Genomic DNA, 20,778 nt, shown 5'->3' on the forward strand with positions numbered 1-20,778 from the left:
TACCTGCCGAATTCCCTCCGTCACGACCCGTGAGGAAACGGCCGGACATCGCGGGCGATCCGCGGCAGACAGGACGATCGCCGGTCCGGCCGCCCTCCGGCCGGACGGCTTCCGCTCCGCTGCCGGGTTCCGGCGACGCCGGCGGACGGGTCTGCGGCAGCGCCGGCACGGGTGTCGGCCGTGGCCGGCGATCGCGCCGGGCGGGGGAGGGGACGCACCCGGAGCGCCGCTCCCGGACGTGGAAAAACCCCTGGCGGGTACGAGGAGGACCTCGTACCCGCCAGGGGTTCGACAGGGTGAGTGACGGGACTTGAACCCGCGGCCACCTGGACCACAACCAGGTGCTCTACCAACTGAGCTACACCCACCACGAAGGGTGGCGGACCACCCGTTCGATGTGCATGCACAGCATAGCCGATCAGCGGGGTGGTTCCGCGACGCCTTATTCCGCCACGGGAGCCCCCGCGGCGGCGTGCGCGACGGCCGCCGCGGCGAGCGCCCGCACGATCGGGTGCGGCCGGGTGCCGTCCCCGTACAGCTCCGGCTGGAAGAGCGTCGCGAGGAAGAAGGGGTGCCCCGGCAGCTCCGCGATGCGCGCCTGCCCCTCCTCGTCGCGGCCCGACAGCCGCAGACCGTGCGCGGTGAGCACCTCCAGGTGCCGGGCCACCGGCCCGTAGTTGCAGCTGTAGCGCTCCATCGACCGCTCGGCGCCCAGCGCCGACTCGGCCAGCGACCCGGGCTCGGCCCGCACGAGCCCCTCGTGCCCGGCCAGCGAGCAGGCCAGCGGCGCGATCAGCGGGTCCGCCGCGCCGGGGTCGTTCTCGGCGTGCGCGGCTCCGGCCAGGCCGCACACGGAGCGGGCGTACTCCAGCAGGGTGTGCTGGAAGCCGCCGCAGGTCCCGAGGAAGGGGATGCCCGCCTCCCGCGCCACCCGGATCGCGGCGAGCGCCCCGGCCTCGCTGGCGTACGGGCTGCCCGGCGGGACCCACACGGCGTCGAAGCGGGCCAGCGCCCCCGAGGCGGCCTCGGCCACGGCGTCGCCGGTCGGGATCCAGTACGCGTCGAGCACGAGCCCGTCGCGCGAGGCGAGCGAGTCGAGGAGGAGCGGGATGCGGGTGTGGGCCGTCACGTGCGGCGAGCGGTCGCCGACGAGGGCGAGCCGGGCGGCGCGTACGGGGGCGGGGGCGAGGGGGGCGGCGGACGGGCCGGCCGGTGCGGTGGTCATGCGGATCATCCTGCGACCCGCTGCCACTTCAGCGCCAACGATTGTTGTTGCTCTCTCGATAAGCAACGCTGATGGGCATGGAACCGCACCTGCTCCGCACCTTCGTCGCCGTGGCCCGGCTGGCCTCCTTCTCCGGGGCCGCCCGGGAACTCGGCTACACCCAGTCCGCCGTGTCCCAGCAGGTCGCCGCGCTGGAGGGCGACCTGCGGACCGAGCTCCTCACCCGCCGGCCCGTGGCACCGACCGCGGCCGGGGAACGGCTCCTGGAACACGCCGGACCGCTGCTGCTGCGCCTCGACGCCGCCCGGGCCGACGTCCTGCGGCTGGCCGCCGCCCCGCCCGGCCGGGTCACCCTCGCCGCCTCCCCGCTCGCCGTCGGCCCGTCGCTGCTCGCGGCCCTGCCCGTCACCGGCGTCACCCTGCGGGTGCTGCCCCCGGAGCAGGTGCCCGCCGCCGTCGCCACCGGGGGCTGCGACCTCGGCCTCGTCGACGGGCTCGCCGCTCCCAGCGACCCGCTGCGGCTGCCCGACGTGGCCCCGCTCACCGTGACCGGGATCGGCGAGGATGAGCTGGCCGTGCTGTTCCCCGCGGGGCACCCCCTCGCCGCGCGGGCCTCCGTCCGGCTGGACGACCTCACCGACGCCCGCTGGCTCGACGCCCCCGGCGTGGGGCTGCCGCTCACCGCCGCCCGCGGCGCCCTGCGGTACGACGGCACCGACCTGCTGGCCCTGTGCGCCCTCGCCGCGGCCGGGCACGGCCTCGTGCTGCTGCCCCGCCGGGTCGCCGCGGGCGCCCGCGCCGGGGTCGCCGTACCCCTGGCCGCCCCGCGCCTGGTGCACCGTACGGAACTGCTCTCGCCCGGAACTCCGACCGGCGCGGCCGCTGCGCTCGCCGCACGGCTCGCGGCAGGATCGCCGTATGACTCCCGACCCCACGCACGCGACGCCTGACCCCGCGCCCGCCGAACCCGCACCCTTCACGGCCGCGGACTACGCCGCCCGGATGGCCGCGGCCGCGCGGACCGCGGCCGACGCGGGCCTGGCCGGCCTGCTGATCGCCCCCGGGCCCGACCTCACCCACCTCACCGGCTACCGCCCCACCGCCGAGACCGAGCGGCTGACCGTGCTGGTCCTGGCCGCCGGGCGGGAACCGGTGCTCGTCGTACCGGCGCTGGAGGCACCCGACGCGGAGAAGGCCCCCGGCGCCCCCGCGGTGACCCTGCGCGACTGGACCGACGGCAAGGACCCGTACGCCGCGACCGCCCCGCTGCTGGACGCCGCCGGGCGCTTCGGCGTGAGCGACAACACCTGGGCCCTGCACCTCCTCGGCCTCCAGCGGGAGCTCCCCGCCAGCTCGTACGCCCCGCTCACCGACGTGCTCCCGATGCTCCGCGCGGTCAAGGACGAACGGGAGCTGGAGCGCCTCGCCGCGGCGGGAGCCGCCGCCGACGCCGCGTACGCGCAGATCCTCCACCTCCCCTTCGCCGACCGCCGGGAGACCGACGTCGCCGCGGACCTGGCCGCCCTGCTGCGGGCGCACGGCCACTCCCAGGTCGACTTCACCGTGGTCGGCTCCGGCCCCAACGGCGCCAACCCGCACCACGAGGCCGGCGACCGGGTCATCCGCCGCGACGACATGGTCGTCCTGGACTTCGGCGGTCTGCGGTACGGCTACGGCTCCGACATCTCCCGCACCGTCCACGTCGGGGAGCCCACCGCGGAGGAGCAGCGGGTCCACGACGTCGTCCGCGAGGCCCAGCAGGCCGGCTTCGCGGCGGTCCGGCCGGGCGCCGCCTGCCAGGACGTGGACCGGGCGGCCCGCGCGGTGATCACCGAGTTCGGGTACGGGGACCGCTTCATCCACCGCACCGGCCACGGCATCGGCGTCACCACCCACGAACCCCCGTACATGGTCGAGGGCGAGGAGCGGCCGCTGGTCCCCGGCATGTGCTTCTCCGTGGAACCGGGCGTCTACCTGCCCGGCCGCTTCGGCGTCCGCATCGAGGACATCGTGACGGTCACCCGGGACGGCGGGCGCCGCCTGAACAACGCCCCGCGCGAACTGGCCGTCGTCGAGTAGCCCTCCGGGGCCCGCGGCCCGCCGCGCGGCCGCCGGCCGGCCCCCGGGACGGCGGCCGTCACGGGCCGAGGACGACCGCCGATTCCCCCGGAACGTGCACCCGGCCGTCCGGGCCCGGCTGGTCGAGGGGCTCCCAGGCGGCCAGCACCCGGACCCCGTTGCGCCCCAGCGCGATCGTCGCCGGCTCGGGGGAGAGGTTGACGACCACCCGCACGTCGCCGCGCCGGAAGGTGAGCCACCGCCGCTCCTCGTCGAAGGCGACCCGGACCGCCGCGAGGTCGGGGTCGCGCAGGTCCGGGTGCGTGCGGCGCAGGGCGACCAGGGTCCGGTACCAGGCCAGCAGGCGGGCGTGGGCACCCTGCCCCGGCTCCGTCCAGTCCAGGCAGGAGCGGTCCCGGGTCGCCGGGTCCTGCGGGTCGGGGATCTCCTCGGCCTTCCAGCCGTGCGCGGCGAACTCCCGCCGCCGGCCGCTCCGCACGGCCTCGGCGAGGTCGGGGTCGGGGTGGTCAGTGAAGTACTGCCACGGGGTGCCCGCGCCCCACTCCTCGCCCATGAACAGCATCGGCACGAACGGCCCGGTCAGCGCCACCGTCGCGGCGCACGCCAGCAGCCCGGGCGAGAGCGAGGCGGAGAGCCGGTCGCCGAGCGCCCGGTTGCCGATCTGGTCGTGGGTCTGGGTGTAGCCGAGGAACCGGTGGGCCGGGGTGCGCCGGCGGTCCACCGGCCGGCCGTGGGTGCGGCCGCGGAAGGAGGACCAGGTCCCGTCGTGGAAGAACGCCCGGGTCATCGTCTTGGCGAGGGCGGCGAGCGGCGCCGCCGCGAAGTCGCCGTAGTAGCCCTGGGATTCACCGGTCAGCGCGCAGTGCAGGGCGTGGTGGAAGTCGTCGTTCCACTGCGCGTGCAGGCCCAGCCCGCCGCTGCCGCGCGCGGTCGTGGTGCGCGGATCGCACTGGTCGGACTCGGCGATGAGGAACAGCGGACGCCCGGACTCGGCCGCCAGCGCGTCGACGGCGGCGGCCAGCTCCTCCAGGAAGGTCAGCGCCCGCCCGTCCGCCAGCGCGTGCACGGCGTCCAGCCGGAGCCCGTCGATCCCGTAGTCGCGCAGCCAGGCCAGGGCGCTGCCCAGGAAGTACGCGCGGACCTCGTCCGAGCCGGGCGCGTCCAGGTTGACCGCGGCGCCCCACGGGGTGTGGTGGGCGTCCGTGAAGTACGGGCCGAAGGCGGGCAGGTGGTTGCCCGAGGGCCCGAGGTGGTTGTGGACCACGTCCAGCACGACCCCGAGGCCGGCCGCGTGCGCCGCGTCGACGAACCGGGAGAGGCCGGCCGGCCCGCCGTACGGTTCGTGGACCGACCAGGGCGCGACCCCGTCGTACCCCCAGCCGTGCCGGCCCGGGAAGGAGCAGACCGGCATCAGCTCCACGTGCGTGACGCCGAGGCCGGTCAGGTGGCCCAGACGCGCGGCGGCGGCGTCGAAGGTGCCCTCGGGGGTGAAGGTGCCGACGTGGAGCTCGTACAGGACCGCGTCCTGGAGCGGCACCCGCGGCGGCGGCGTCGCGTGGGGCGCCGGGGCGTCCGGGGCGACCACCGCCGAGAGCCCGTCGGGCCCGTCCGGCAGCCGCCGGCCGCGCGGATCGGGGCGCGGGACGGTGTCACCGCCCAGCAGGAACCCGTACCGGCTGCCGTCGGCGGCCGGGGCCTGCACGACCCACCAGCCGTCCCGGTCCGGATCGGGTGCCATGTCGTACGTCGCGTCGTCGAGTCGCATGGCGACATGACCTGTCAGTGGTGCCCACACCTCGAACTGCACGGACGGTCCCCTCGTCTCCGGCGGTGTCCAGCATGCGTATCCTGCCCATCATTCCGGGCCGGGCGGGGGAGTTCTGGACACTCCACCCCCGACGGGCCGACAATCACCCTGTGACGTCGAGTTTCGAGTTCCCCGCCTATCCCGCGCCGCGGCTCTCCGACGCCGAGCGCGACCGGGCGCTGGGCCAGCTCAGGGAGGGCGCTGCCCTCGGCAAGCTGTCCCACGACACGTTCCTGCGCAGGATGGAACTCGCCCTGGTGGCCAGGCGCTCCGAGGACCTCGCCGTCCTCACCGCCGACCTCCAGGTCCGGGGCGCCCGCGAAAGCCCGTGGACCCGTCGGCTGTTCGGCTGGGTGGGCCGGGCGTCCGCGGTGAGCGTCGGCATCCGGCGCGCGTGGGCCGCCGAGAAGCTGCCCCGGCTGCTGCTCCCGCACCCCGGCTCGGGGGTCCTGCGGATCGGCCGCGACCCGGGCAGCGGCCTGCGGCTCACCCACGAGACCGTCTCCCGGGCGCACGCCGAGCTCAGCCTGAGGGACGGGACGTGGGTGCTGAAGGACCTCGGTTCCACCAACGGGACCACGGTCAACGGGCACCGGGTGACGGGCTCGGCGGTGGTCCGGGACGGCGACGAGATCGGCTTCGGGAAGATGTCCTTCCGGCTTTCGGCGAGCTGACGGGCGCCCGGGACCGCGGCCCGTGACGCGGGCGCGGCGCCGGCGGCGGATGCGCGGGGCGGGCGGCGCCCCGCAGGATGGCCGCATGGACCACACCACCCCCGTCGTGCGCCGCGCCCGCCCCGCCGATCTGCCCCGCCTGGTCGAGCTCGTCCACGAGCACGTCGCGTACGAGAGGGCCGCGCCCCGCCCGCCCGGCCTCGCCGAGCGGCTGGGCCCGCTGCTGTTCGCCGAGGGCGCCCGACTGTGGGTGCTGCTCGCCGAGACGCCGGAGGGCGGGATCGCCGGATACGCCGCCTGCTCCGCCGAGTTCGCCTTCTGGGACGCCCGCTCCCACCTCCACATGGACTGCCTGTACCTCGCCGGGGACGCCCGCGGCCACGGGCTCGGCGCCGCCCTGATGGACGGGGTGGCCGGGCTCGCGGACGAACTCGGCCTCGACGAGGTGCAGTGGCAGACCCCCGAGTGGAACGAGGGCGCCATCCGGTTCTACGACCGGCTCGGCGCCACCGGCGCCCCCAAGCGCCGCTACACGTGGACCCCACCCGCCCCGGCTCCGGACACGGTCTAGGGGGGCGCGAGGCGTTCGTACGCGGCCAGGACGGTCCGGGACTGGTGCTCCACCTGGGTGGCCACCGGGACCCAGCGGGCCTGGAAGCGGGCAGCGAACTCCTCGCACCACCCCGTGACGAGGCGGTCGAGCTCCGGCGCCGCCGCGTCGTCCCGCGCGCGCAGCACCCGCAGCAGCATCGCCGCGGCGCGCAGCGACAGCCGCCGCCCGAACGCGTCGATGCTGGCGACGTACGCGGCCGTGGCCTCGGTCGGGGCGCCCGGGCCGGTCCACTCGGCGGCGATCCGCGGGATCAGGGCGAGCGTCCAGTCCACGGCGCGCAGCAGGGGCTCCGCGTCCGGGTCGCCGTACGGGTCCGGCCCGGACCGCGTTCCGTCGCGCACCCGGGACACGAGGGCGGCGTCCTGGACCAGCCGCTCGGACAGCACCCGCAGCGCCCGGCGCGGATCGGGGTGCGGGGCCGGGTCGTCCACCAGGTCCGAGGCCCACATGGGGACTTCGACGATCGCGGTGGTGCCGGCGTACCGGTGGGCGTGGTACCAGGTGCTGAGCCGGGTGTCCTCCGGGTGGAAGGCCCCGGCGGCCTCGCTGCCCGGCTCCGGGATCACGAAGATCCCCGGCCCGGGGGAGAGCCAGCCGGCCGCGTCCGACGCCCCGTTCTCCACCGGGATCCGCAGTTCGGCGGCCGACTTGGCGAAGGGCTCCGCCAGGCCCGGTATGTCGCGGGTGAGCTGCACCCACGAGCCGCCGAGATCGGTGGCGTGCAGCGACACCTGCAGCACGGGCCGCAGCTCGTCGATCAGGGCGGTCAGGGCCACGGTCTCGGGCGGCAGCCGGTCCGCGGGCAGTAAAGACGGCGCCCACTCGGGCTGTTCGGGACCCGGCGGCCGGAAGAAGTGCCGGTGGTACTCCAGGAGCGAGTACGGGCGGGGCGTGCGGTGCAGCCGTGCCCCGTCCGGATCGGCGCAGAGCAGGAAGTGCCAGCCGCAGCCGGCGCGCGGCCCCGGGTCGCGCAGCAGGTGCCGGGCGAGGGACAGCGCGGTCGCGCCGCCGACGGGCTCGTTGGCGTGCGCGCCCGCGACGACCAGGACGTTGCGGCCGGGCCCCGCCGGGGCCCCGGCCGCCGGGCCGCCGGGGCCGTCCGCCGCGCCGACGGACAGCACCCAGAGCGGCTGCCCCGCCCGGGAGGTGCCCGCTTGGCGGAGCCGGACCTGGCCCGGATGGTCGTCCGCCAGCGCGCGGGCGGCCAGCGCGAGTTCGAGCGGCGTGGGGTAGTGCATGTCGCGAAGGAGGGTCACAGGGGATGCCATGCCCGCCCGGCGCGCCCCCTACCGCTCCTGGCGCCCCGCACTTCCCCGAATGTCCCGCGAACCGCCAGGCCACGCCGTCGCCGCCGGGCCCCCGGGCGCCGTTCGCACACCCGGCCGGGGCGCCGCCGGCCGCCGCCCGGTCACTCCTGCCGCAGCAGCAGCGCCACCGGCCGGGCGGCCAGGAGCTCGCCGAGGCCGGCCTTCCCGGCGTACGGGGCTCCGCGCGCGCCGTCCGGCCCGGCCAGCGGGATCCACCGGCCCGGCGGCAGGGGCAGCACCGTGTCGCGCCAGCCCCCGGCCCCGGCCAGCCGGTACGCGAGCCGGGTCGCCACCACGACGAGCCCCGGCGAGCGGGCGAAGGCAAGGCAGTGCTCCGCCGCCGGCCCCCGGGCGGTGAGGGGGGCGTACCCGGCGAACAGCGACGGGCGGGCCCGCCGCAGCCGCAGGACGGCGGCCGTGAGGGCGAGCTTCTCCTCGGCGGGACCGCTCGGCGCGCCTCCCGCGTCCAGCCGTGCCAGGGCCTCGCGGGGGAAGCGGGCCGGCCGCCGGTTGTCGGGGTCGACCAGGGCCCGGTACTCGGTCTCGGCGCCCTGGTAGACCTCCGGGACCCCGGGCATCGCCAGGTGCAGCAGAGCCGTCCCGAGGAGGTTGGCCCGGGCCGCCTCGGCCAGCTCGGGCGGGAGCGCACCCCCGGTCCGGGCGTAGTCCGGGACGGCCGCCTCGTACGCCTCGTCCCCCTCGGTCCAGCTGGTGTGCAGGGCGGCCTCGCGGACCGCCTTGAGCAGGGCCTGCGCCAGGCGGTCCGCGGCCTCGGGGGCGTCCCCGAGGCCCACGGCGGTCTGCCGGGCCACCCACGCCAGCTGCGGGTCGGCGCCCGCGGGCCGGCCCATCAGCTCCGGCGCCTGCGAGAGCGCCGCGATCCGGGCCCGGACGTCCGCGCTGCGCTTGGTGTCGTGCGTGGACAGCACCGTGCCGGACCCGGGCCACTCCCGGGCCAGGGCCGCGCAGTACGCGTGGAACTCCGCGGGCGCGACCGCCGGGTGGCCCGGCTCGCCGCCGACCTCGGTGGCGGACAGCAGGGGGGCGTACCGGTAGAACGCCCGGTCCTCCAGGGACTTGGCGCGCAGCGCCGCCGAGGTCTGGGCGAAGCGGGCGGCGAAGGCGGGCTCGTGCAGCAGCAGCTCGCGCACGCGGCCGAGGGCGTCCTTGCCGCCGTCCGCGCCCGGGGCGTCCGCGTTCCCTCCGTCCGCGCCCGGGACGTCCGCGTTCCCTCCGTCCGCGCCCGGGACGTCCGCGTTGCCGCCGGGCTGCCCGCCCGGGTCCTCGCCGGCCGCCGCGAGCGCCGCGGCGGCCGATTCCACGGCTCCCGGGTCGGGCTCCGGCGCCTCGGGGTACGGCCGGTAGACGGGGTAGGCGATGAGCAGCTCCCGCACCGCCGGTCCGAGGTCCGGGCCGGCCATCCGTTCCAGCGCGGCCAGTTCGGCGGCCAGGTCGCCGGTCAGCACCTCCCGCGCGGCGGCCGCGGCCGTCTGCTCCCACGGCGCCGTACCGGTGAACTCGGCGTACTCGCGGGCCAGTTCGGCGGCGCCCGCCGGATCGGTGAACACCCCGTCGACCCGGTGCAGCGCGTCGTACCCGGTGGTCCCCGCGACCGGCCAGGCGGACGGCAGCCGCTCGTCGCGGGCCAGGATCTTCTCCACCACCACCCAGCAGCGCGGCCCGGCGGCCTCCCGCAGCCGCCGCAGGTACTCCCCGGGATCCGCCAGCCCGTCCACGTGGTCGATCCGGAGCCCTTCCACGACCCCGTCCCGCACCAGCTCCAGCACCTTGGCGTGGGTGGCCGCGAACACCTCCGGCTCCTCCACCCGGACCCCGATCAGCTCCGAAATGGTGAAGAAGCGCCGGTAGTTGAGGGAGGTGCGGGCCTCCCGCCACCAGGCGGGCCGGTACCACTGGGCGGCCAGCAGCTCCGGCAGCTCCAGGCCGGCGGTGCCCGCGCGCAGGGGGAACTCCTGTTCCCCGTGACGCAGCACGTCCCCGTCCACCGCGAGCGCGCACGCTTCGGCGGGGCCGGGCAGCACCGGCAGCAGGACCTGCCCGCCACCCGCCTCCCAGTCGATGTCGAACCAGCGGGCGTACGGGGAGTCCGGCCCGTCCCGGAGCACCTCCCACAGCGGCCGGTTCAGCCGCAGCGGCGACGGCACCGCCATGTGGTTCGGCACGATGTCCAGGACCAGGCCGAGCCCGTGCGCCCGGGCGGTGGAGGCGAGCGCACGCAGGCCGGGCTCGCCGCCCAGCTCGTCCCGGACCCGGGAGTGGTCGGTGACGTCGTACCCGTGGGCCGAGCCGGGCACGGCTTCCAGCACGGGGGAGAGGTGCAGGTGGGACACGCCGAGGGAGGCGAGGTGCGGCACGGCGGCAGCGGCCGCCGCGAAGGGGAACTCCGGGCGCAGCTGGAGACGGTAGGTCGACGCCGGAGTGACAGGGTGCGGAACATCGGATTCCGGACGGAGGCTTGACTGCGGCTGGCTCATGAGAACGTACGTACCCAGCCTGCGGGATTCCGTGCCATGACCCAATGCATCCGGGTGACTGCGGCGGGTTAACGTTGCTCAAGTGGTTGGAACCGTCAACACCTATCGAAAAGTCATCGCCCTGACCGGGCCCCTACTCCCCCTCGTCTCGTTCTTCGCCCGACTGCCCGTCGCGATGTCCCAGTTCGGAAGCTTCCTCCTGGTCGCCGAGACCAGTGGCTCGCTCGCCACCGCCGGCATCGTCGGCGGCTCCCTCTCCGTGGGCCAGGTGCTCTGCGGCCCCCTGCTCGGGAGGCTCGCCGACCGGTACGGGCAGCGGCGCGTGGTCCTCACCGCCGCCGCCGTCAACGCGCTGGCCACCGCCGCGCTGGTCGCCGGGGCGCTCACGCACCTCGCCACGGCCCCGCTGGCCGCGATCGGAGCCGTCACCGGCGCCTCCGTGCCGCTGATCGGGCCGCTCGCCCGGACCCGGTCCGTGGCCCTGGCCCGCCGGGCCGATTCCGACGAGAGCGTCGTGGGCGCCGTCCACGCGCTCGAAGGCACCCTGGACGAGGTCTCCTTCGTCTTCGGGCCCGCCCTCGTGGGCCTCGCGGCGCTGCTCGCCCACCCGGCCGTCGCCCTCGGCGGCGCCGCCGGACTCGTCGCCGTCTTCGGCACCGCGTACGCGCTGCACCCGACCGCCGCCGTCACGGCCGGGTCGCCCGCACGGGCCCGCACCGCCGGGGACCGGGCCCGTCCGCCCGGCGTGGTCTACGCCGTACGGGGCTCGCTCGCCCTCCAGGGCGCCATGTTCGGCGCCTGCCAGGCGGGGATCGCCGCGCTCACCATCCGGCTGGGCGTCCCCGACCAGGCGGCCGTCGTCTACTCCGCGATGGGCGTCGTCAGCGCCGTCGTGGGGCTCGCGCTGGGCGCCCTGCCGGCCCGCTACGGGCTGCGGCTGCGCTGGCGGGCGGCCACCGGCGCGGCCCTGGTGCTGTCGGTGCCGCTGCTGTTCACCGACAGCCTGTGGCCGCTGTACGCCGTCGTCACCGTCCTCGGGGCCGCCTACGCCCCGCACCTGATCACCGCCTTCGCGCTCATCGAGCGGGCCGTGGAACCGGCCCGGCTCTCCGCGTCGATGGCCTTCGCCGCCAGCTGCCTGGTGGCCGGGCAGGCCACGGCCCTCTTCGCGTGCGGCCGGCTCGCCGAGCGGTACGGCCCCGCCGGGGCCTTCGCCGTGGCGGTCGGCGCGGCCGCGCTGTGCCTGGGCCTCGCCCTCCTGACCCGGGTGCCGTCCGGCCGGACCCACGGCACGGCCCTCATCCCGGCCCAGCGGACCGCCTCCCCGGTCCTCGGGGAGGCGGCCGCGCCCGCCGGGCGCTGAGGCGGTCGGCGCAGCCGGCCGAGCGGGCCCAGCCGCCCGCCCAGCCGCCCGCGCGACCGGTCCGCGCGACCGGTCCGCGCGAGCCGCCGGACGGGCTCGCCGAAGCCGCCTACGCCGGCCGCTGGAGCACCACCAGGCACCGTCCCGTCAGGGCCACCCGGTCCCCGGCCGCGTACTGCGGCCCGGTGCCGGGTGGCAGTACCTCCGGCCGGGCCGTGTCCACGACGAGGCGCCACTGCGCGCCGTGACCGGCCGGGACGGTGAAGTCCTGCGGCTCGGCCCCCGCGTTGAACATCAGCAGGAACGAGTCGTCGGTGATCCGCTCCCCGCGGGTGCCCGGCTCCGAGATCGCCTCCCCGTTCAGGAACACCGTCAGCGCCTTCGCGTGCTGCGCCTGCCAGTCCCGGGCCCGCATCTCCTCGCCGTGCGGGGTGAACCACGCGATGTCGGACAGCTCGTCGTGCGTCCCCTCCACCGGGCGGCCGTGGAAGAAGCGCCGCCGCCGGAAGACCGGGTGGTCGCGGCGCAGCCACACCATCCGCCGGGTGAACTCCAGCAGCGACGGCGCCGGTTTGCCCGGCTCGGGCCAGTTCACCCATGCCAGCTCGTTGTCCTGGCAGTAGGCGTTGTTGTTGCCGCCCTGCGTCCGGGCGAACTCGTCGCCGTGACTGAGCATGGGCACGCCCTGCGACAGCATCAGCGTGGCGATGAAGTTGCGCATCTGCCGCTCGCGCAGCTCCTGCACCTGCGGGTCCTCGGTCGGACCCTCCACCCCGCAGTTCCACGACCGGTTGTGGGTCTCCCCGTCCCGGTTGCCCTCCCGGTTGGCCTCGTTGTGCTTGTCGTTGTACGACACGAGGTCGTTCAGGGTGAAGCCGTCGTGGCAGGTGGTGAAGTTGATGGAGGCCAGCGGCCGCCGCCCGTCGTCCTGGTAGAGGTCCGAGGAGCCCGTCAGCCGTCCGGCGAACTCGGCCAGCGTGCGCGGCTGCCCGCGCCACAAGTCCCGTACGGTGTCGCGGTACTTGCCGTTCCACTCGGTCCACAGCGGCGGGAAGTTGCCCACCTGGTAGCCGCCCTCGCCGAGGTCCCAGGGCTCGGCGATCAGCTTCACCTGGCTGACCACCGGATCCTGCTGGACCAGGTCGAAGAACGACGACAGCCGGTCCACCTCGTGGAACTGGCGGGCCAGCGTCGCCGCGAGGTCGAAGCGGAAGCCGTCGACGTGCATCTCGGTCACCCAGTACCGCAGCGAGTCCATGATCAGCTGGAGCACGTGCGGAGACCGCATCAGCAGCGAGTTCCCCGTGCCCGTGGTGTCCATGTAGTGCCGCTGGTCGTCCGTCAGCCGGTAGTACGAGGCGTTGTCCAGCCCGCGGAAGGAGAGCGTCGGGCCCAGGTGGTTGCCCTCGGCGGTGTGGTTGTAGACCACGTCGAGGATCACCTCGATCCCGGCCTCGTGCAGCGCCCGTACGGCCGACTTGAACTCCAGCACCTGCTGGCCGCGGTCGCCGGAGGCGTAGCCGTTGTGCGGGGCGAAGAACCCGATGGTGTTGTAGCCCCAGTAGTTGCTCAGCCCGTCGTCGACCAGGCGGTGGTCGTTGACGAACTGGTGCACCGGCATCAGCTCCAGCGCCGTCACGCCGAGCTTGGTCAGGTGGGCGATGACCGCCGGGTGGGCGAGCGCCCCGTAGGTGCCGCGCAGCTCCTCGGGGAGCTCGGGGTGGTGCATGGTGAGGCCCTTGACGTGCGCCTCGTACAGCACGGTGTGGTGGTACTCGTGCCGCGGCGGCCGGTCGTCGGCCCAGTCGAAGTACGGGTTCACCACCACGGAGCTCATGGTGTGCGGGGCCGAGTCCAGGTCGTTGCGCGAGTCGGGCCGGCCGAAGTGGTAGCCGTACACCTGTTCGCCCCAGTCGACACGGCCGGCGATGGCGCGGGCGTACGGGTCCAGCAGCAGCTTGGCCGCGTTGCAGCGCAGCCCGCGCTCGGGCTCGTACGGGCCGTGGACGCGGAACCCGTACCGCTGGCCCGGCATGACGCCGGGCAGGTAGGCGTGGCGGACGAACGCGTCCGTCTCGCGCAGTTCGACGGCGGTCTCCGAGCCGTCGTCGTGGAGAAGGCACAGCTCAATGCGGCGGGCGGCCTCGGAGTAGACCGCGAAATTGGTGCCGGCGCCGTCGTAAGTGGCGCCCAGCGGATACGCCTGTCCAGGCCATGCCTGCATAGATAACGACTCTTCCCATCCTGCTCCGGCTGATCCGGCTGGACCACGTCACTGCCAGATCTTCCCCGAAAGAGGCCCCCCACGCGTGGACTTGGGTTGCTCCTACCGGGTGACCCGGAGAGCTGACGGTCGGGTCAGCGGACTGTGTGGGCATCGGATAATGGGTCAACGGGCAGCCGGTGTACGGGCCATCGGGCTGCAACGGGCCGCGCGCGCGGAGTACCCTTCCGTGATCACTTGAGACGGGCGTCCAGACGCAGAAGGCGGTGCACGGGTGAGCTCGGGAGGTCTGGAGCTGCCCCCTGGTGACAGCGGTCACGAGGGTGGCCCGGCGGACGCCACCGGAGGCGGGGCGGCCGGGGTCCCGGCCGGAGCGGTCTCCCTGGCGGGCGGACCGGACGAGGCCCGCGAGGTGCGGGCCGGGGCCGAGCTCGACTGGGGCGCGGAGGCCTGGAGCGAGGTCCGCACCCGGGCCCAGCGGGCGGGCCGGGCGTACATCTGGCTGAACCTCATCGAGCAGCGCCTGCGGGCGGTGGTCGGCGCCGTGCTGCGGCCGATCTACGAGCCGGTGCACGGCGGGGACGACTGGGTGGTCGCCGCGGCCGGGCCCGCCGGGCAGGAGTGGGTGCAGCGGGCCGTCGCCGTGCGCGAGGTCAGCCGGCGCAAGGGCTACCTGCTCGACCCGGCCGACGACAACGTGCTGAGCTTCCTGACGCTGCCCCAGCTGCGGGAGCTGATGGTCCAGCACTGGCCCTGCTTCGAGCCGTACTTCGACGACCGCCGCGAGATCGAGCTGGCCCTGGACGAGCTGGAGGTCACGCGGAACGTGGTCTCCCGCAACCGGGCGCTGTCGCGCGCGGTCCTGGAGCAGGCGGAACGCGCCTCGGCGCGGCTGCTGGAGGTCCTCGGCGGGGGAGCGGGCAGCCCGTCGGCCGACCGGCTGCCGATCGACGCCGTCGAGGACCTGGTGGGGGACCGGTACGCGGACGTCATCTCCGTCCACCCGGACCGGGTGCGGCTCCAGCGGCAGCTGCCGGCGGAGGACCTGTTCGGCGGCGCCCGCCGGCTGGACGCCATCGGCATAGGCCTCAACCTGCTGGTGCAGAACTTCTCGGGCCGAAGACTCGTCCGGCTCAGCGAGGCCGGCTGCCGGGTGCGGCTGGTGTTCCTGAACCCGGCGAGCAGCGCGGTCAAGCGGCGCGAGCGGGAGCTGGGGCTGCGCAAGGGCGAGCTGAGCCGCTCGGTGGAGATGAACATCCTGCACGTGCGGCGGGTGCGGGCGGGGCTGCGCGACCCCTCGCGCTTCGACATCCACGTCTTCGACGAGACCCCGCGGTTCACCGCCTACCTCGTCGAGGGGGAGTCCTCGGGGATCGCGGTGGTCCAGTCGTACCTGCGGCGGGCCCGGGGCATGGAGGCGCCGGTACTGGTCCTGCGCGGGGGCGGGCGCGGGGTGCCGAAGGACTCCGAGCACGGGCTGTTCACGACGTACCGGGAGGAGTTCGAGTCGGTGTGGGAGGACTCCCGGCCCGTCTCGTGAACCCGGCGCGGGCGCGGGGCGGGGGCTGCCGAGGGGGCGTAGCGGGGGCGTCGAGGGGGGCGTCGTCCGGCTTGTCAGTGCCCCGTGTCAGGCTGAAAGCCGTTGACCGAAGGCGTACGGGGGAGGGGCACGGGGTGGAGGACTGGCACGGCACGGGGGACCGGTACGGCGGTCTGCCGATCGGATTCGGCCTGGAGACGGCCGGCACGGAGCCGGGGACACGGCTCCGGATGCAGCCGGCGGTCACCGCCGGAGCGGGGGCAGTGCGATGAGCTGGATCAGCGGGCCGCTGGTGGCCTTCGACCTGGAGACCACGGGCACCGACGTGGAAACCGACCGCATCGTCACGGCAGCGGTCGTCCGGCTGGACCCGGACGGCGCCGTCGCGGAGGAGCGGACCTGGCTGCTCGACCCCGGGATCGCGATACCCGAGCAGGCGTCGGCGATCCACGGGATCTCGACGGAGCACGCCCGGACGCACGGCGTACCGGCCGTCTCCGCCGTCGAGGAGATCGCGCGGGCCGTCGCCGACGGACTGCGCTCCGGGACACCGCTGGTGGTGATGAACGCCCGCTACGACCTGTCGCTGCTGGACCGCGAGTGCCGGCGGCACGGGGTGGCGTCGATCAGCGAGCGGCTGGGCGACGCGCCCTCGCCCGTCATCGACCCGCTGGTCATCGACAAGCACGTCGACAAGTACCGCAAGGGCAAGCGTGCCCTGTACGCGCTGTGCGCCCACTACGGCGTGTCGCTCGACGACGCCCACGACGCGAAGGCCGACGCCGTGGCCGCGGCCCGGGTGGTGCGCCGCATGGCCGAGAGGCACCGGCCCGTCGGCGCGATGGCCCTGGCGGACCTGCACGACCTCCAGGTGCGCGCGGCCGCCGAGCAGTCGGTCTCGCTCCAGGCCTACCTGCGGCGCACCGCGGACCCGGCGGCGGTCGTCGAGCCGGCCTGGCCGCTGATCCCACGGAGCCGGTGACGGCACCCCCTAGAAGGCGTGCCAGCGCAGTTCCCGGTCGCCGTTCCGGAGCGAGCCGACCCGGCGGCGGAACTCGGCGAGCGCGGCCGGGTTGGCCGGCGCGTGCTGGGACACCCAGGCGCAGCTGGCCGTCTCGCGGGCCCCGCGCAGGACCGCGCAGCCCTTCCAGTCGCGGACGTCCCACCCGTACGCCGTCACGAACTCCCCGTACGCCTCCGCGGGCAGGCCGTACCGGTCGAGGGACAGGGCCATCACCACGAGGTCGTGCTCGCGCAGGTCGGCGGAGACCGTTTCCAGGTCGACCAGGACCGGCCCGTCCGGGCCCACGTGCACGTTGCGGGTCAGCGCGTCGCCGTGGACGGTGCCCGGGGTCAGGTACGGGGTCAGCGCCGCGACCTCGCCGGCGTAGGCGTCGCGCCGGGCCCGCAGGTAGGCGGCGTCCGCCGGGTCGACGGCGTCCCCGGCGAGCCGCAGCCAGCGCTCGACCCCGCCCAGCAGGTCCCGCGGCGGAAGGGCGAACGGCGGTGCGGGCAGCGCGTGGACGGCGCGGAGCAGGGCCGCGAGGTCCTGCGGGCCGGGCGGCCGGACCGCCTCCGGGAGCCGGTGCCACAGCGTCAGCGGATGTCCGTCCACCAGCCGCGGCTGCGGCTCGGCCGCGCGGACGGCGGGGATGCCGGACGCGGCGAACCAGTCCGCGACCGCGAGTTCCCGCTCGGCGCGCTCCAGCAGCGCCGCCTCCCGGCCGACCTTCACCACCAGCTCCCCGACGGCGAACACGGCGTTCTCGCCGAAGGCGAGGAGGGCCGGCGGCTCCGTGAGGCCCGCCGCCGTCAGTACGTCCCTGGCCTGCGCCTCGTCCATGCCGTTCGTCTCGTCCCTTGCCGCAGCGTCGTGGATCCGCCCAGTCTCGCATCCCCGGGGGCGGCGCCCGAGCCGCGTACCGGGAGCCGGTCAGGCCGAGTCCGTGCCGCCCCGTGACCGGTCGACGAGGCCGGGGAGTTCGAGGAGGGAGTCGATGGAGTGGTCGGCGACCTGCCGGACGGTTTCGTCGTCGGCCCACCAGTGGCCCCAGGGGCCGCGGCGCAGGTGCGCGGTCAACAGACCGGCCCGGGCGGCGGGGAAGACGTCGTTCTGCGGATGGTCGCCGACGTACAGCGTCTGACCGGCGGGGGCCCGGGCGGCGCCGACGACCTGGTGGAAGAAGTCCGGGCCGGGCTTGGAGACGCCCCACTCGGCGGAGGTGACGACCAGGTCCGCGGGCAGGCGCAGGGCCCGCAGCAGGTCACCCGCCTTCGCGGACTGGTTCCCGGCGACGACGACGCGCACCCCCATGTCGCGCAGGGCGCCGAGCGCGGGCCGGACGTCGTCGTAGAGGTCGCTCTCGTCGAGCTGCTCGCCCCGGCCGGCCGCCTCGCGGGCCGCGTACTCGGCGTCCGGATCGAAACCCGGCTTCAGGAGGCGCAGGGCGTCGGAGTTGTCCCGGCCGTCCACGACGACGGCGCCGACGAGCGCCGAGACGGTGTGCCGCGGGACGCCGAGCCAGTCCGCCCAGCTGCCCCAGTGGCGGTCGTCGCGGGTGAGGGTCTCGCCGATGTCGAGCACGACGGTGCGGATCATGCCCGCCACCCTAGGGGGTGTCGCCGGCGGGTTCACACGCAGCCGCAGTCGGCCTGGCCTTTGCCTGCCCTCCGGGGGTCTACTCCGGCTCGAACGGTCCACGCCTGGTCCACTGGGTCAGTTCGGGGCTACCTGCTGGCCTGCAAGATCACCATCCGCGCCATATGAGGAGCTACCTCCGCAGCGCCGGCCCCAAGAGCTGCCAGAGTGACGGACTCATCGGGTTCGGTCCGCAGCGGGCGACCCAGGCGGGCGAGACCTGGGGCATGAGCCCCTTCGGTGGCGGCAACGGGAAGGTGTGGGAAGAGTTCGACCCTCGGCCGTTCCTGCGACCGCATCACGGGGACCTGTCCCGCGTACAGGCGGCGTTCCGGACCGCGTTCCACCTGCCCAGTGCCTCCGCGATGGCGGTCGGCACCGACGACCCGGGGCATTTGGCCCAGTTGATCCAGGCCCTGGGCGCGGAGGTGGACACCGCCGCTGTCAGCCAGTATTTGTGGGCCCTCCACGTACACCGTCAGAGCTGAAGCTCGGCCACCAGGCGCTCGGCCTCCTTCCGGGCCGGCGCCAGCAGCGGGTCCTCCTCGTACGCGTAGGGGCCGACGATCTTCGACAGGAAGAACAGTGACATCAGCTTGCCGTCCCGGCTCTCCAAGTCCGCATGCCGCTCATGGCGGACACGGTCCGCGAGCCCAGGGACGGCAAGCGCGTTGCCCCACAACGTTGCGGAGTCCAGGCCCCGAGGTGCCATGCCCCAGTCCTCCCAATCGATGAGGGAGAGCTCCGGTCCCATCACGTTGGCCCAGGTCAGATCTGCATGAGCCGGCGCCCACCGCTCGATCTGCGTATCGGCCACCCCGGGAAAGACAGCCCCGAGAGTCTGGGTCACCTGCTCCTGCGTGATCGTCACCGTGTCCGGCGTCGCGATCCGCGGTGTCTGCTGTGAGGCAAGCGCGTCCAACGAAGCGTTCAGCGCCACCCACCACTCGTCCGGCAGGCCCGGGTCTTCGAGCACCAGGGCGCCCTTGCCGACAGACGGCGATGGAATCAGCTCCAGCTCATCCGCGCGCCACATCACCGGCTCGCCCGGCTCGCGCCACGCCACGCCCTGGTACCACTCGGGCATCGCGACCCCTTGCAGCACGGCGGCGGCCTCGGTCCCGTTCCAGCCCTGCGGGCCGATCCGCTCGAAGCCCCGCCGCTCGATACGCACCCACGTGCCCCGCTCCGTAGGGCCACCCAAGGAACGGCGCTTGCGTACGAGCGCCTGCCGATCCAGTCGCACGTGGAGGGCCTCTTCCACGCGCTCCAGCACGTCTTCCACCGGCTGACGGCGTAGATCCACCGGGGCAGCAACGGGCAGGGATCCGTTCATCATGACCTCCTCGGCGAACGGATGACCGTAGCAGGAAGAGGTCCGCCGACACGGATCCTTCCGTCAACATCGCCGTTCCGCGGATCGCCGTCGTGCTGCTCCGTCCCTGTGCGGGCCCACCCTCGCCCGCCCGAGTGGCGGGGGCAGGACCCGTTCCGGGTCGGCGTGGTTGTCGTGGCGCGGGAGCGGATTCCGAGGGCGGGCCGGATACGTGGTTGCACGAGACGTCTCGTCTCGTTAGGCTCGGATCATGACCTCCGCGAAGCCCGCCCACATCGCCATGTTCTCCATCGCCGCCCACGGACACGTGAACCCGAGCATCGAAGTGGTCCGGGAGCTCGTCGCGCGGGGCCACCGCGTCAGCTACGCCATCCCCGCCTCCTTCGCCGAGAAGGTCGCGGAGACCGGCGCCACCCCGGTGATCTGGACCTCCACCCTCCCCACCGACGACGACCCCGACGCCTGGGGCACCGAACTCATCGACAACGTCGAGCCCTTCCTCGACGACGCCGTCCAGGCGCTCCCGCAACTCGCCGCTGCCTTCGCCGGCGACGAGCCGGACCTCGTCCTCCACGACATCACCTCCTACCCGGCGCCCGTGCTCGCCCACGGCTGGGGCGTCCCCGCCGTCTCCCTCTCCCCGAACCTCGTCGCGTGGGAGGGGTACGAGGAGGAGGTCGCCGGGCCGCTGTTCGCCGAGCTGAAGGCGTCCGCGCGCGGACGGGCGTACTACGCGAGGTTCGCCGCCTGGCTGACCGCGCACGGCCTCGACGGCGACGTCGACCGCTTCCAGGGCCGCCCGCGCCGCAGCATCGTCCTGATCCCCCGGGTGCTCCAGCCGCACGCCGACCGCGTCGACCCCTCCGTGTACACCTTCGTCGGCGCCTGCCAGGGCGACCGTACGGATGCCCGCGACCGCTGGACGCGTCCGGCGTCGGCGGAGGGCAGGAAGGTGCTGCTGGTCTCGCTCGGCTCCACCTTCACCAAGCAGCCCGCCTTCTACCGCGCCTGCATCGAGGCCTTCGGGGACCTGCCCGACTGGCACGTCGTCCTCCAGATCGGCGCGTTCACCGACGAGGCCGAACTCGGCCCGGTCCCCGCCAGCGTCGAGGTCTACCGCTGGGTGCCGCAGCAGGACATCCTGCGCCAGGCCGACGCCTTCATCACGCACGCGGGGGCGGGCGGCAGTCGCGAGGGCCTGGCCACCGCCACGCCGATGGTCGCCGTACCGCAGGCCGTCGACCAGTTCGGCAACGCCGACGTGCTCGCCTCGCTCGGCGTGGCCCGGCACGTCCCGATGGCCGAGGCGGACGCGGAGACCCTGCGGGAGGCGGTCCTCGCCCTGGTCCGGGACCCCGCGGTCGCGGCCCGCTGCGCGGAGGTCCGCGCGCGGATGTCCGAGGAGGGCGGAACGGCGCAGGCCGCCGACCTCGTCGAGGCCGAACTGTCCCGGGACGACACCGCCTAGGGTTCCCCC

At 75.0% G+C, this 20,778-nt stretch carries 16 protein-coding genes, 1 tRNA gene and 1 pseudogene; 9 read left to right on the forward strand and 9 right to left on the reverse strand.

Annotated elements, in window-relative coordinates; translation table 11 throughout:
* Positions 1–295: 295 nt before the first annotated feature.
* Positions 296–368 (reverse strand) — tRNA-His (locus tag ACZ6S8_RS03820).
* Positions 369–442: 74 nt separating this feature from the next.
* Positions 443–1,225 carry a CTP synthase C-terminal region-related (seleno)protein gene (locus ACZ6S8_RS03825; RefSeq protein WP_469452161.1) on the reverse strand — a complete coding sequence of 261 codons (783 nt, stop codon included), beginning with the start codon at positions 1,223–1,225 and terminating at the stop codon, positions 443–445.
* A gap of 77 nt (positions 1,226–1,302) precedes the next feature.
* On the opposite strand from ACZ6S8_RS03825, the gene ACZ6S8_RS03830 reads away from it, so the two are divergent.
* Both ACZ6S8_RS03830 and ACZ6S8_RS03835 read left to right on the forward strand, forming a co-directional pair.
* Positions 1,303–2,175, forward strand: a complete 873-nt coding sequence (locus ACZ6S8_RS03830; protein WP_469452163.1) for a LysR family transcriptional regulator — start codon at positions 1,303–1,305, stop codon at positions 2,173–2,175.
* Positions 2,144–3,304 (forward strand): M24 family metallopeptidase, encoded by a 1,161-nt coding sequence (locus ACZ6S8_RS03835; RefSeq protein WP_469452165.1) that lies wholly within the window; start codon positions 2,144–2,146, stop codon positions 3,302–3,304. Before ACZ6S8_RS03830 ends, ACZ6S8_RS03835 begins: the two co-directional genes overlap by 32 nt.
* A gap of 58 nt (positions 3,305–3,362) precedes the next feature.
* On the opposite strand, the gene treZ is transcribed toward ACZ6S8_RS03835, so the two are convergent.
* Entirely contained in the window at positions 3,363–5,111 is a 1,749-nt protein-coding gene (gene treZ, locus ACZ6S8_RS03840; protein ID WP_469452167.1) for a malto-oligosyltrehalose trehalohydrolase, read from the reverse strand.
* Between the two features lie 110 nt (positions 5,112–5,221).
* On the opposite strand from treZ, the gene ACZ6S8_RS03845 reads away from it, so the two are divergent.
* On the forward strand, positions 5,222–5,785 hold the full coding sequence (locus ACZ6S8_RS03845; protein ID WP_469452168.1) for an FHA domain-containing protein: 564 nt from the start codon (positions 5,222–5,224) through the stop codon (positions 5,783–5,785).
* 85 nt (positions 5,786–5,870) lie between these two features.
* Positions 5,871–6,356 (forward strand): GNAT family N-acetyltransferase, encoded by a 486-nt coding sequence (locus tag ACZ6S8_RS03850; RefSeq protein ID WP_469452170.1) that lies wholly within the window; start codon positions 5,871–5,873, stop codon positions 6,354–6,356.
* On the opposite strand, the gene ACZ6S8_RS03855 is transcribed toward ACZ6S8_RS03850, so the two are convergent.
* The gene (locus ACZ6S8_RS03855; RefSeq protein WP_469452172.1) at positions 6,353–7,636 is read right to left on the reverse strand and encodes a M14 family zinc carboxypeptidase; all 1,284 of its coding nucleotides are present in this window, start codon (positions 7,634–7,636) and stop codon (positions 6,353–6,355) included. The genes ACZ6S8_RS03850 and ACZ6S8_RS03855 overlap by 4 nt on opposite strands.
* Before the next feature lie 170 nt (positions 7,637–7,806).
* A complete protein-coding gene (gene treY, locus ACZ6S8_RS03860; RefSeq protein ID WP_469452174.1) occupies positions 7,807–10,200 on the reverse strand; it encodes a malto-oligosyltrehalose synthase in 2,394 nt (797 codons plus the stop codon).
* Between the two features lie 82 nt (positions 10,201–10,282).
* On the opposite strand from treY, the gene ACZ6S8_RS03865 reads away from it, so the two are divergent.
* A complete protein-coding gene (locus tag ACZ6S8_RS03865) occupies positions 10,283–11,563 on the forward strand; it encodes an MFS transporter (RefSeq protein WP_469452176.1) in 1,281 nt (426 codons plus the stop codon).
* Between the two features lie 109 nt (positions 11,564–11,672).
* Here ACZ6S8_RS03865 and glgX read toward each other — a convergent pair whose 3' ends face one another.
* Positions 11,673–13,787: a glycogen debranching protein GlgX gene (gene glgX, locus ACZ6S8_RS03870; RefSeq protein ID WP_469452178.1), complete on the reverse strand. Its 2,115-nt coding sequence runs from the start codon at positions 13,785–13,787 to the stop codon at positions 11,673–11,675.
* A 274-nt stretch (positions 13,788–14,061) separates the two neighbouring features.
* Between glgX and ACZ6S8_RS03875 the strand changes: the two genes are divergently transcribed.
* Positions 14,062–15,327 (forward strand): SAV2148 family HEPN domain-containing protein, encoded by a 1,266-nt coding sequence (locus ACZ6S8_RS03875; RefSeq protein ID WP_469452180.1) that lies wholly within the window; start codon positions 14,062–14,064, stop codon positions 15,325–15,327.
* A gap of 268 nt (positions 15,328–15,595) precedes the next feature.
* Positions 15,596–16,309, forward strand: coding sequence for an exonuclease domain-containing protein (locus tag ACZ6S8_RS03880; RefSeq protein ID WP_469452182.1), 714 nt, complete (start codon positions 15,596–15,598; stop codon positions 16,307–16,309).
* A gap of 9 nt (positions 16,310–16,318) precedes the next feature.
* On the opposite strand, the gene ACZ6S8_RS03885 is transcribed toward ACZ6S8_RS03880, so the two are convergent.
* Together ACZ6S8_RS03885 and ACZ6S8_RS03890 are read right to left on the reverse strand one after the other, a co-directional pair.
* A complete protein-coding gene (locus ACZ6S8_RS03885; RefSeq protein WP_469452184.1) occupies positions 16,319–17,170 on the reverse strand; it encodes a phosphotransferase enzyme family protein in 852 nt (283 codons plus the stop codon).
* A 90-nt stretch (positions 17,171–17,260) separates the two neighbouring features.
* Positions 17,261–17,926, reverse strand: a complete 666-nt coding sequence (locus ACZ6S8_RS03890; RefSeq protein WP_469452186.1) for an HAD family hydrolase — start codon at positions 17,924–17,926, stop codon at positions 17,261–17,263.
* 164 nt (positions 17,927–18,090) lie between these two features.
* Here ACZ6S8_RS03890 and ACZ6S8_RS03895 point away from each other — a divergent pair, with 164 nt between their 5' ends.
* Complete coding sequence (locus ACZ6S8_RS03895; RefSeq protein ID WP_469452187.1) at positions 18,091–18,453, forward strand: hypothetical protein; 363 nt, start codon at positions 18,091–18,093, stop codon at positions 18,451–18,453.
* On the opposite strand, the gene ACZ6S8_RS03900 is transcribed toward ACZ6S8_RS03895, so the two are convergent.
* Complete coding sequence (locus ACZ6S8_RS03900; protein WP_469452189.1) at positions 18,444–19,301, reverse strand: hypothetical protein; 858 nt, start codon at positions 19,299–19,301, stop codon at positions 18,444–18,446. The two genes, ACZ6S8_RS03895 and ACZ6S8_RS03900, sit on opposite strands and share 10 nt — an antisense overlap.
* Before the next feature lie 215 nt (positions 19,302–19,516).
* On the opposite strand from ACZ6S8_RS03900, the pseudogene mgt reads away from it, so the two are divergent.
* Positions 19,517–20,769 (forward strand): annotated as a pseudogene (gene mgt / locus ACZ6S8_RS03905) (macrolide-inactivating glycosyltransferase).
* The last annotated feature ends 9 nt before the right edge of the window (positions 20,770–20,778 follow it).

It is taken from the genome of Streptomyces sp. NPDC048461, assembly GCF_055587105.1.

Coding starts and splice junctions, on each gene's coding strand:
- glgX (WP_469452178.1), bottom strand. CDS start 13,787: ATGCAGGCATGGCCTGGACAGGCGTATCCGCTGGGCGCCACTTACGAC.
- ACZ6S8_RS03880 (WP_469452182.1), top strand. CDS start 15,596: ATGAGCTGGATCAGCGGGCCGCTGGTGGCCTTCGACCTGGAGACCACG.
- treY (WP_469452174.1), bottom strand. CDS start 10,200: ATGAGCCAGCCGCAGTCAAGCCTCCGTCCGGAATCCGATGTTCCGCAC.
- ACZ6S8_RS03830 (WP_469452163.1), top strand. CDS start 1,303: ATGGAACCGCACCTGCTCCGCACCTTCGTCGCCGTGGCCCGGCTGGCC.
- ACZ6S8_RS03895 (WP_469452187.1), top strand. CDS start 18,091: ATGAGGAGCTACCTCCGCAGCGCCGGCCCCAAGAGCTGCCAGAGTGAC.
- ACZ6S8_RS03835 (WP_469452165.1), top strand. CDS start 2,144: ATGACTCCCGACCCCACGCACGCGACGCCTGACCCCGCGCCCGCCGAA.
- ACZ6S8_RS03890 (WP_469452186.1), bottom strand. CDS start 17,926: ATGATCCGCACCGTCGTGCTCGACATCGGCGAGACCCTCACCCGCGAC.
- ACZ6S8_RS03850 (WP_469452170.1), top strand. CDS start 5,871: ATGGACCACACCACCCCCGTCGTGCGCCGCGCCCGCCCCGCCGATCTG.
- ACZ6S8_RS03825 (WP_469452161.1), bottom strand. CDS start 1,225: ATGACCACCGCACCGGCCGGCCCGTCCGCCGCCCCCCTCGCCCCCGCC.
- ACZ6S8_RS03855 (WP_469452172.1), bottom strand. CDS start 7,636: ATGCACTACCCCACGCCGCTCGAACTCGCGCTGGCCGCCCGCGCGCTG.
- ACZ6S8_RS03900 (WP_469452189.1), bottom strand. CDS start 19,301: ATGAACGGATCCCTGCCCGTTGCTGCCCCGGTGGATCTACGCCGTCAG.
- ACZ6S8_RS03885 (WP_469452184.1), bottom strand. CDS start 17,170: ATGGACGAGGCGCAGGCCAGGGACGTACTGACGGCGGCGGGCCTCACG.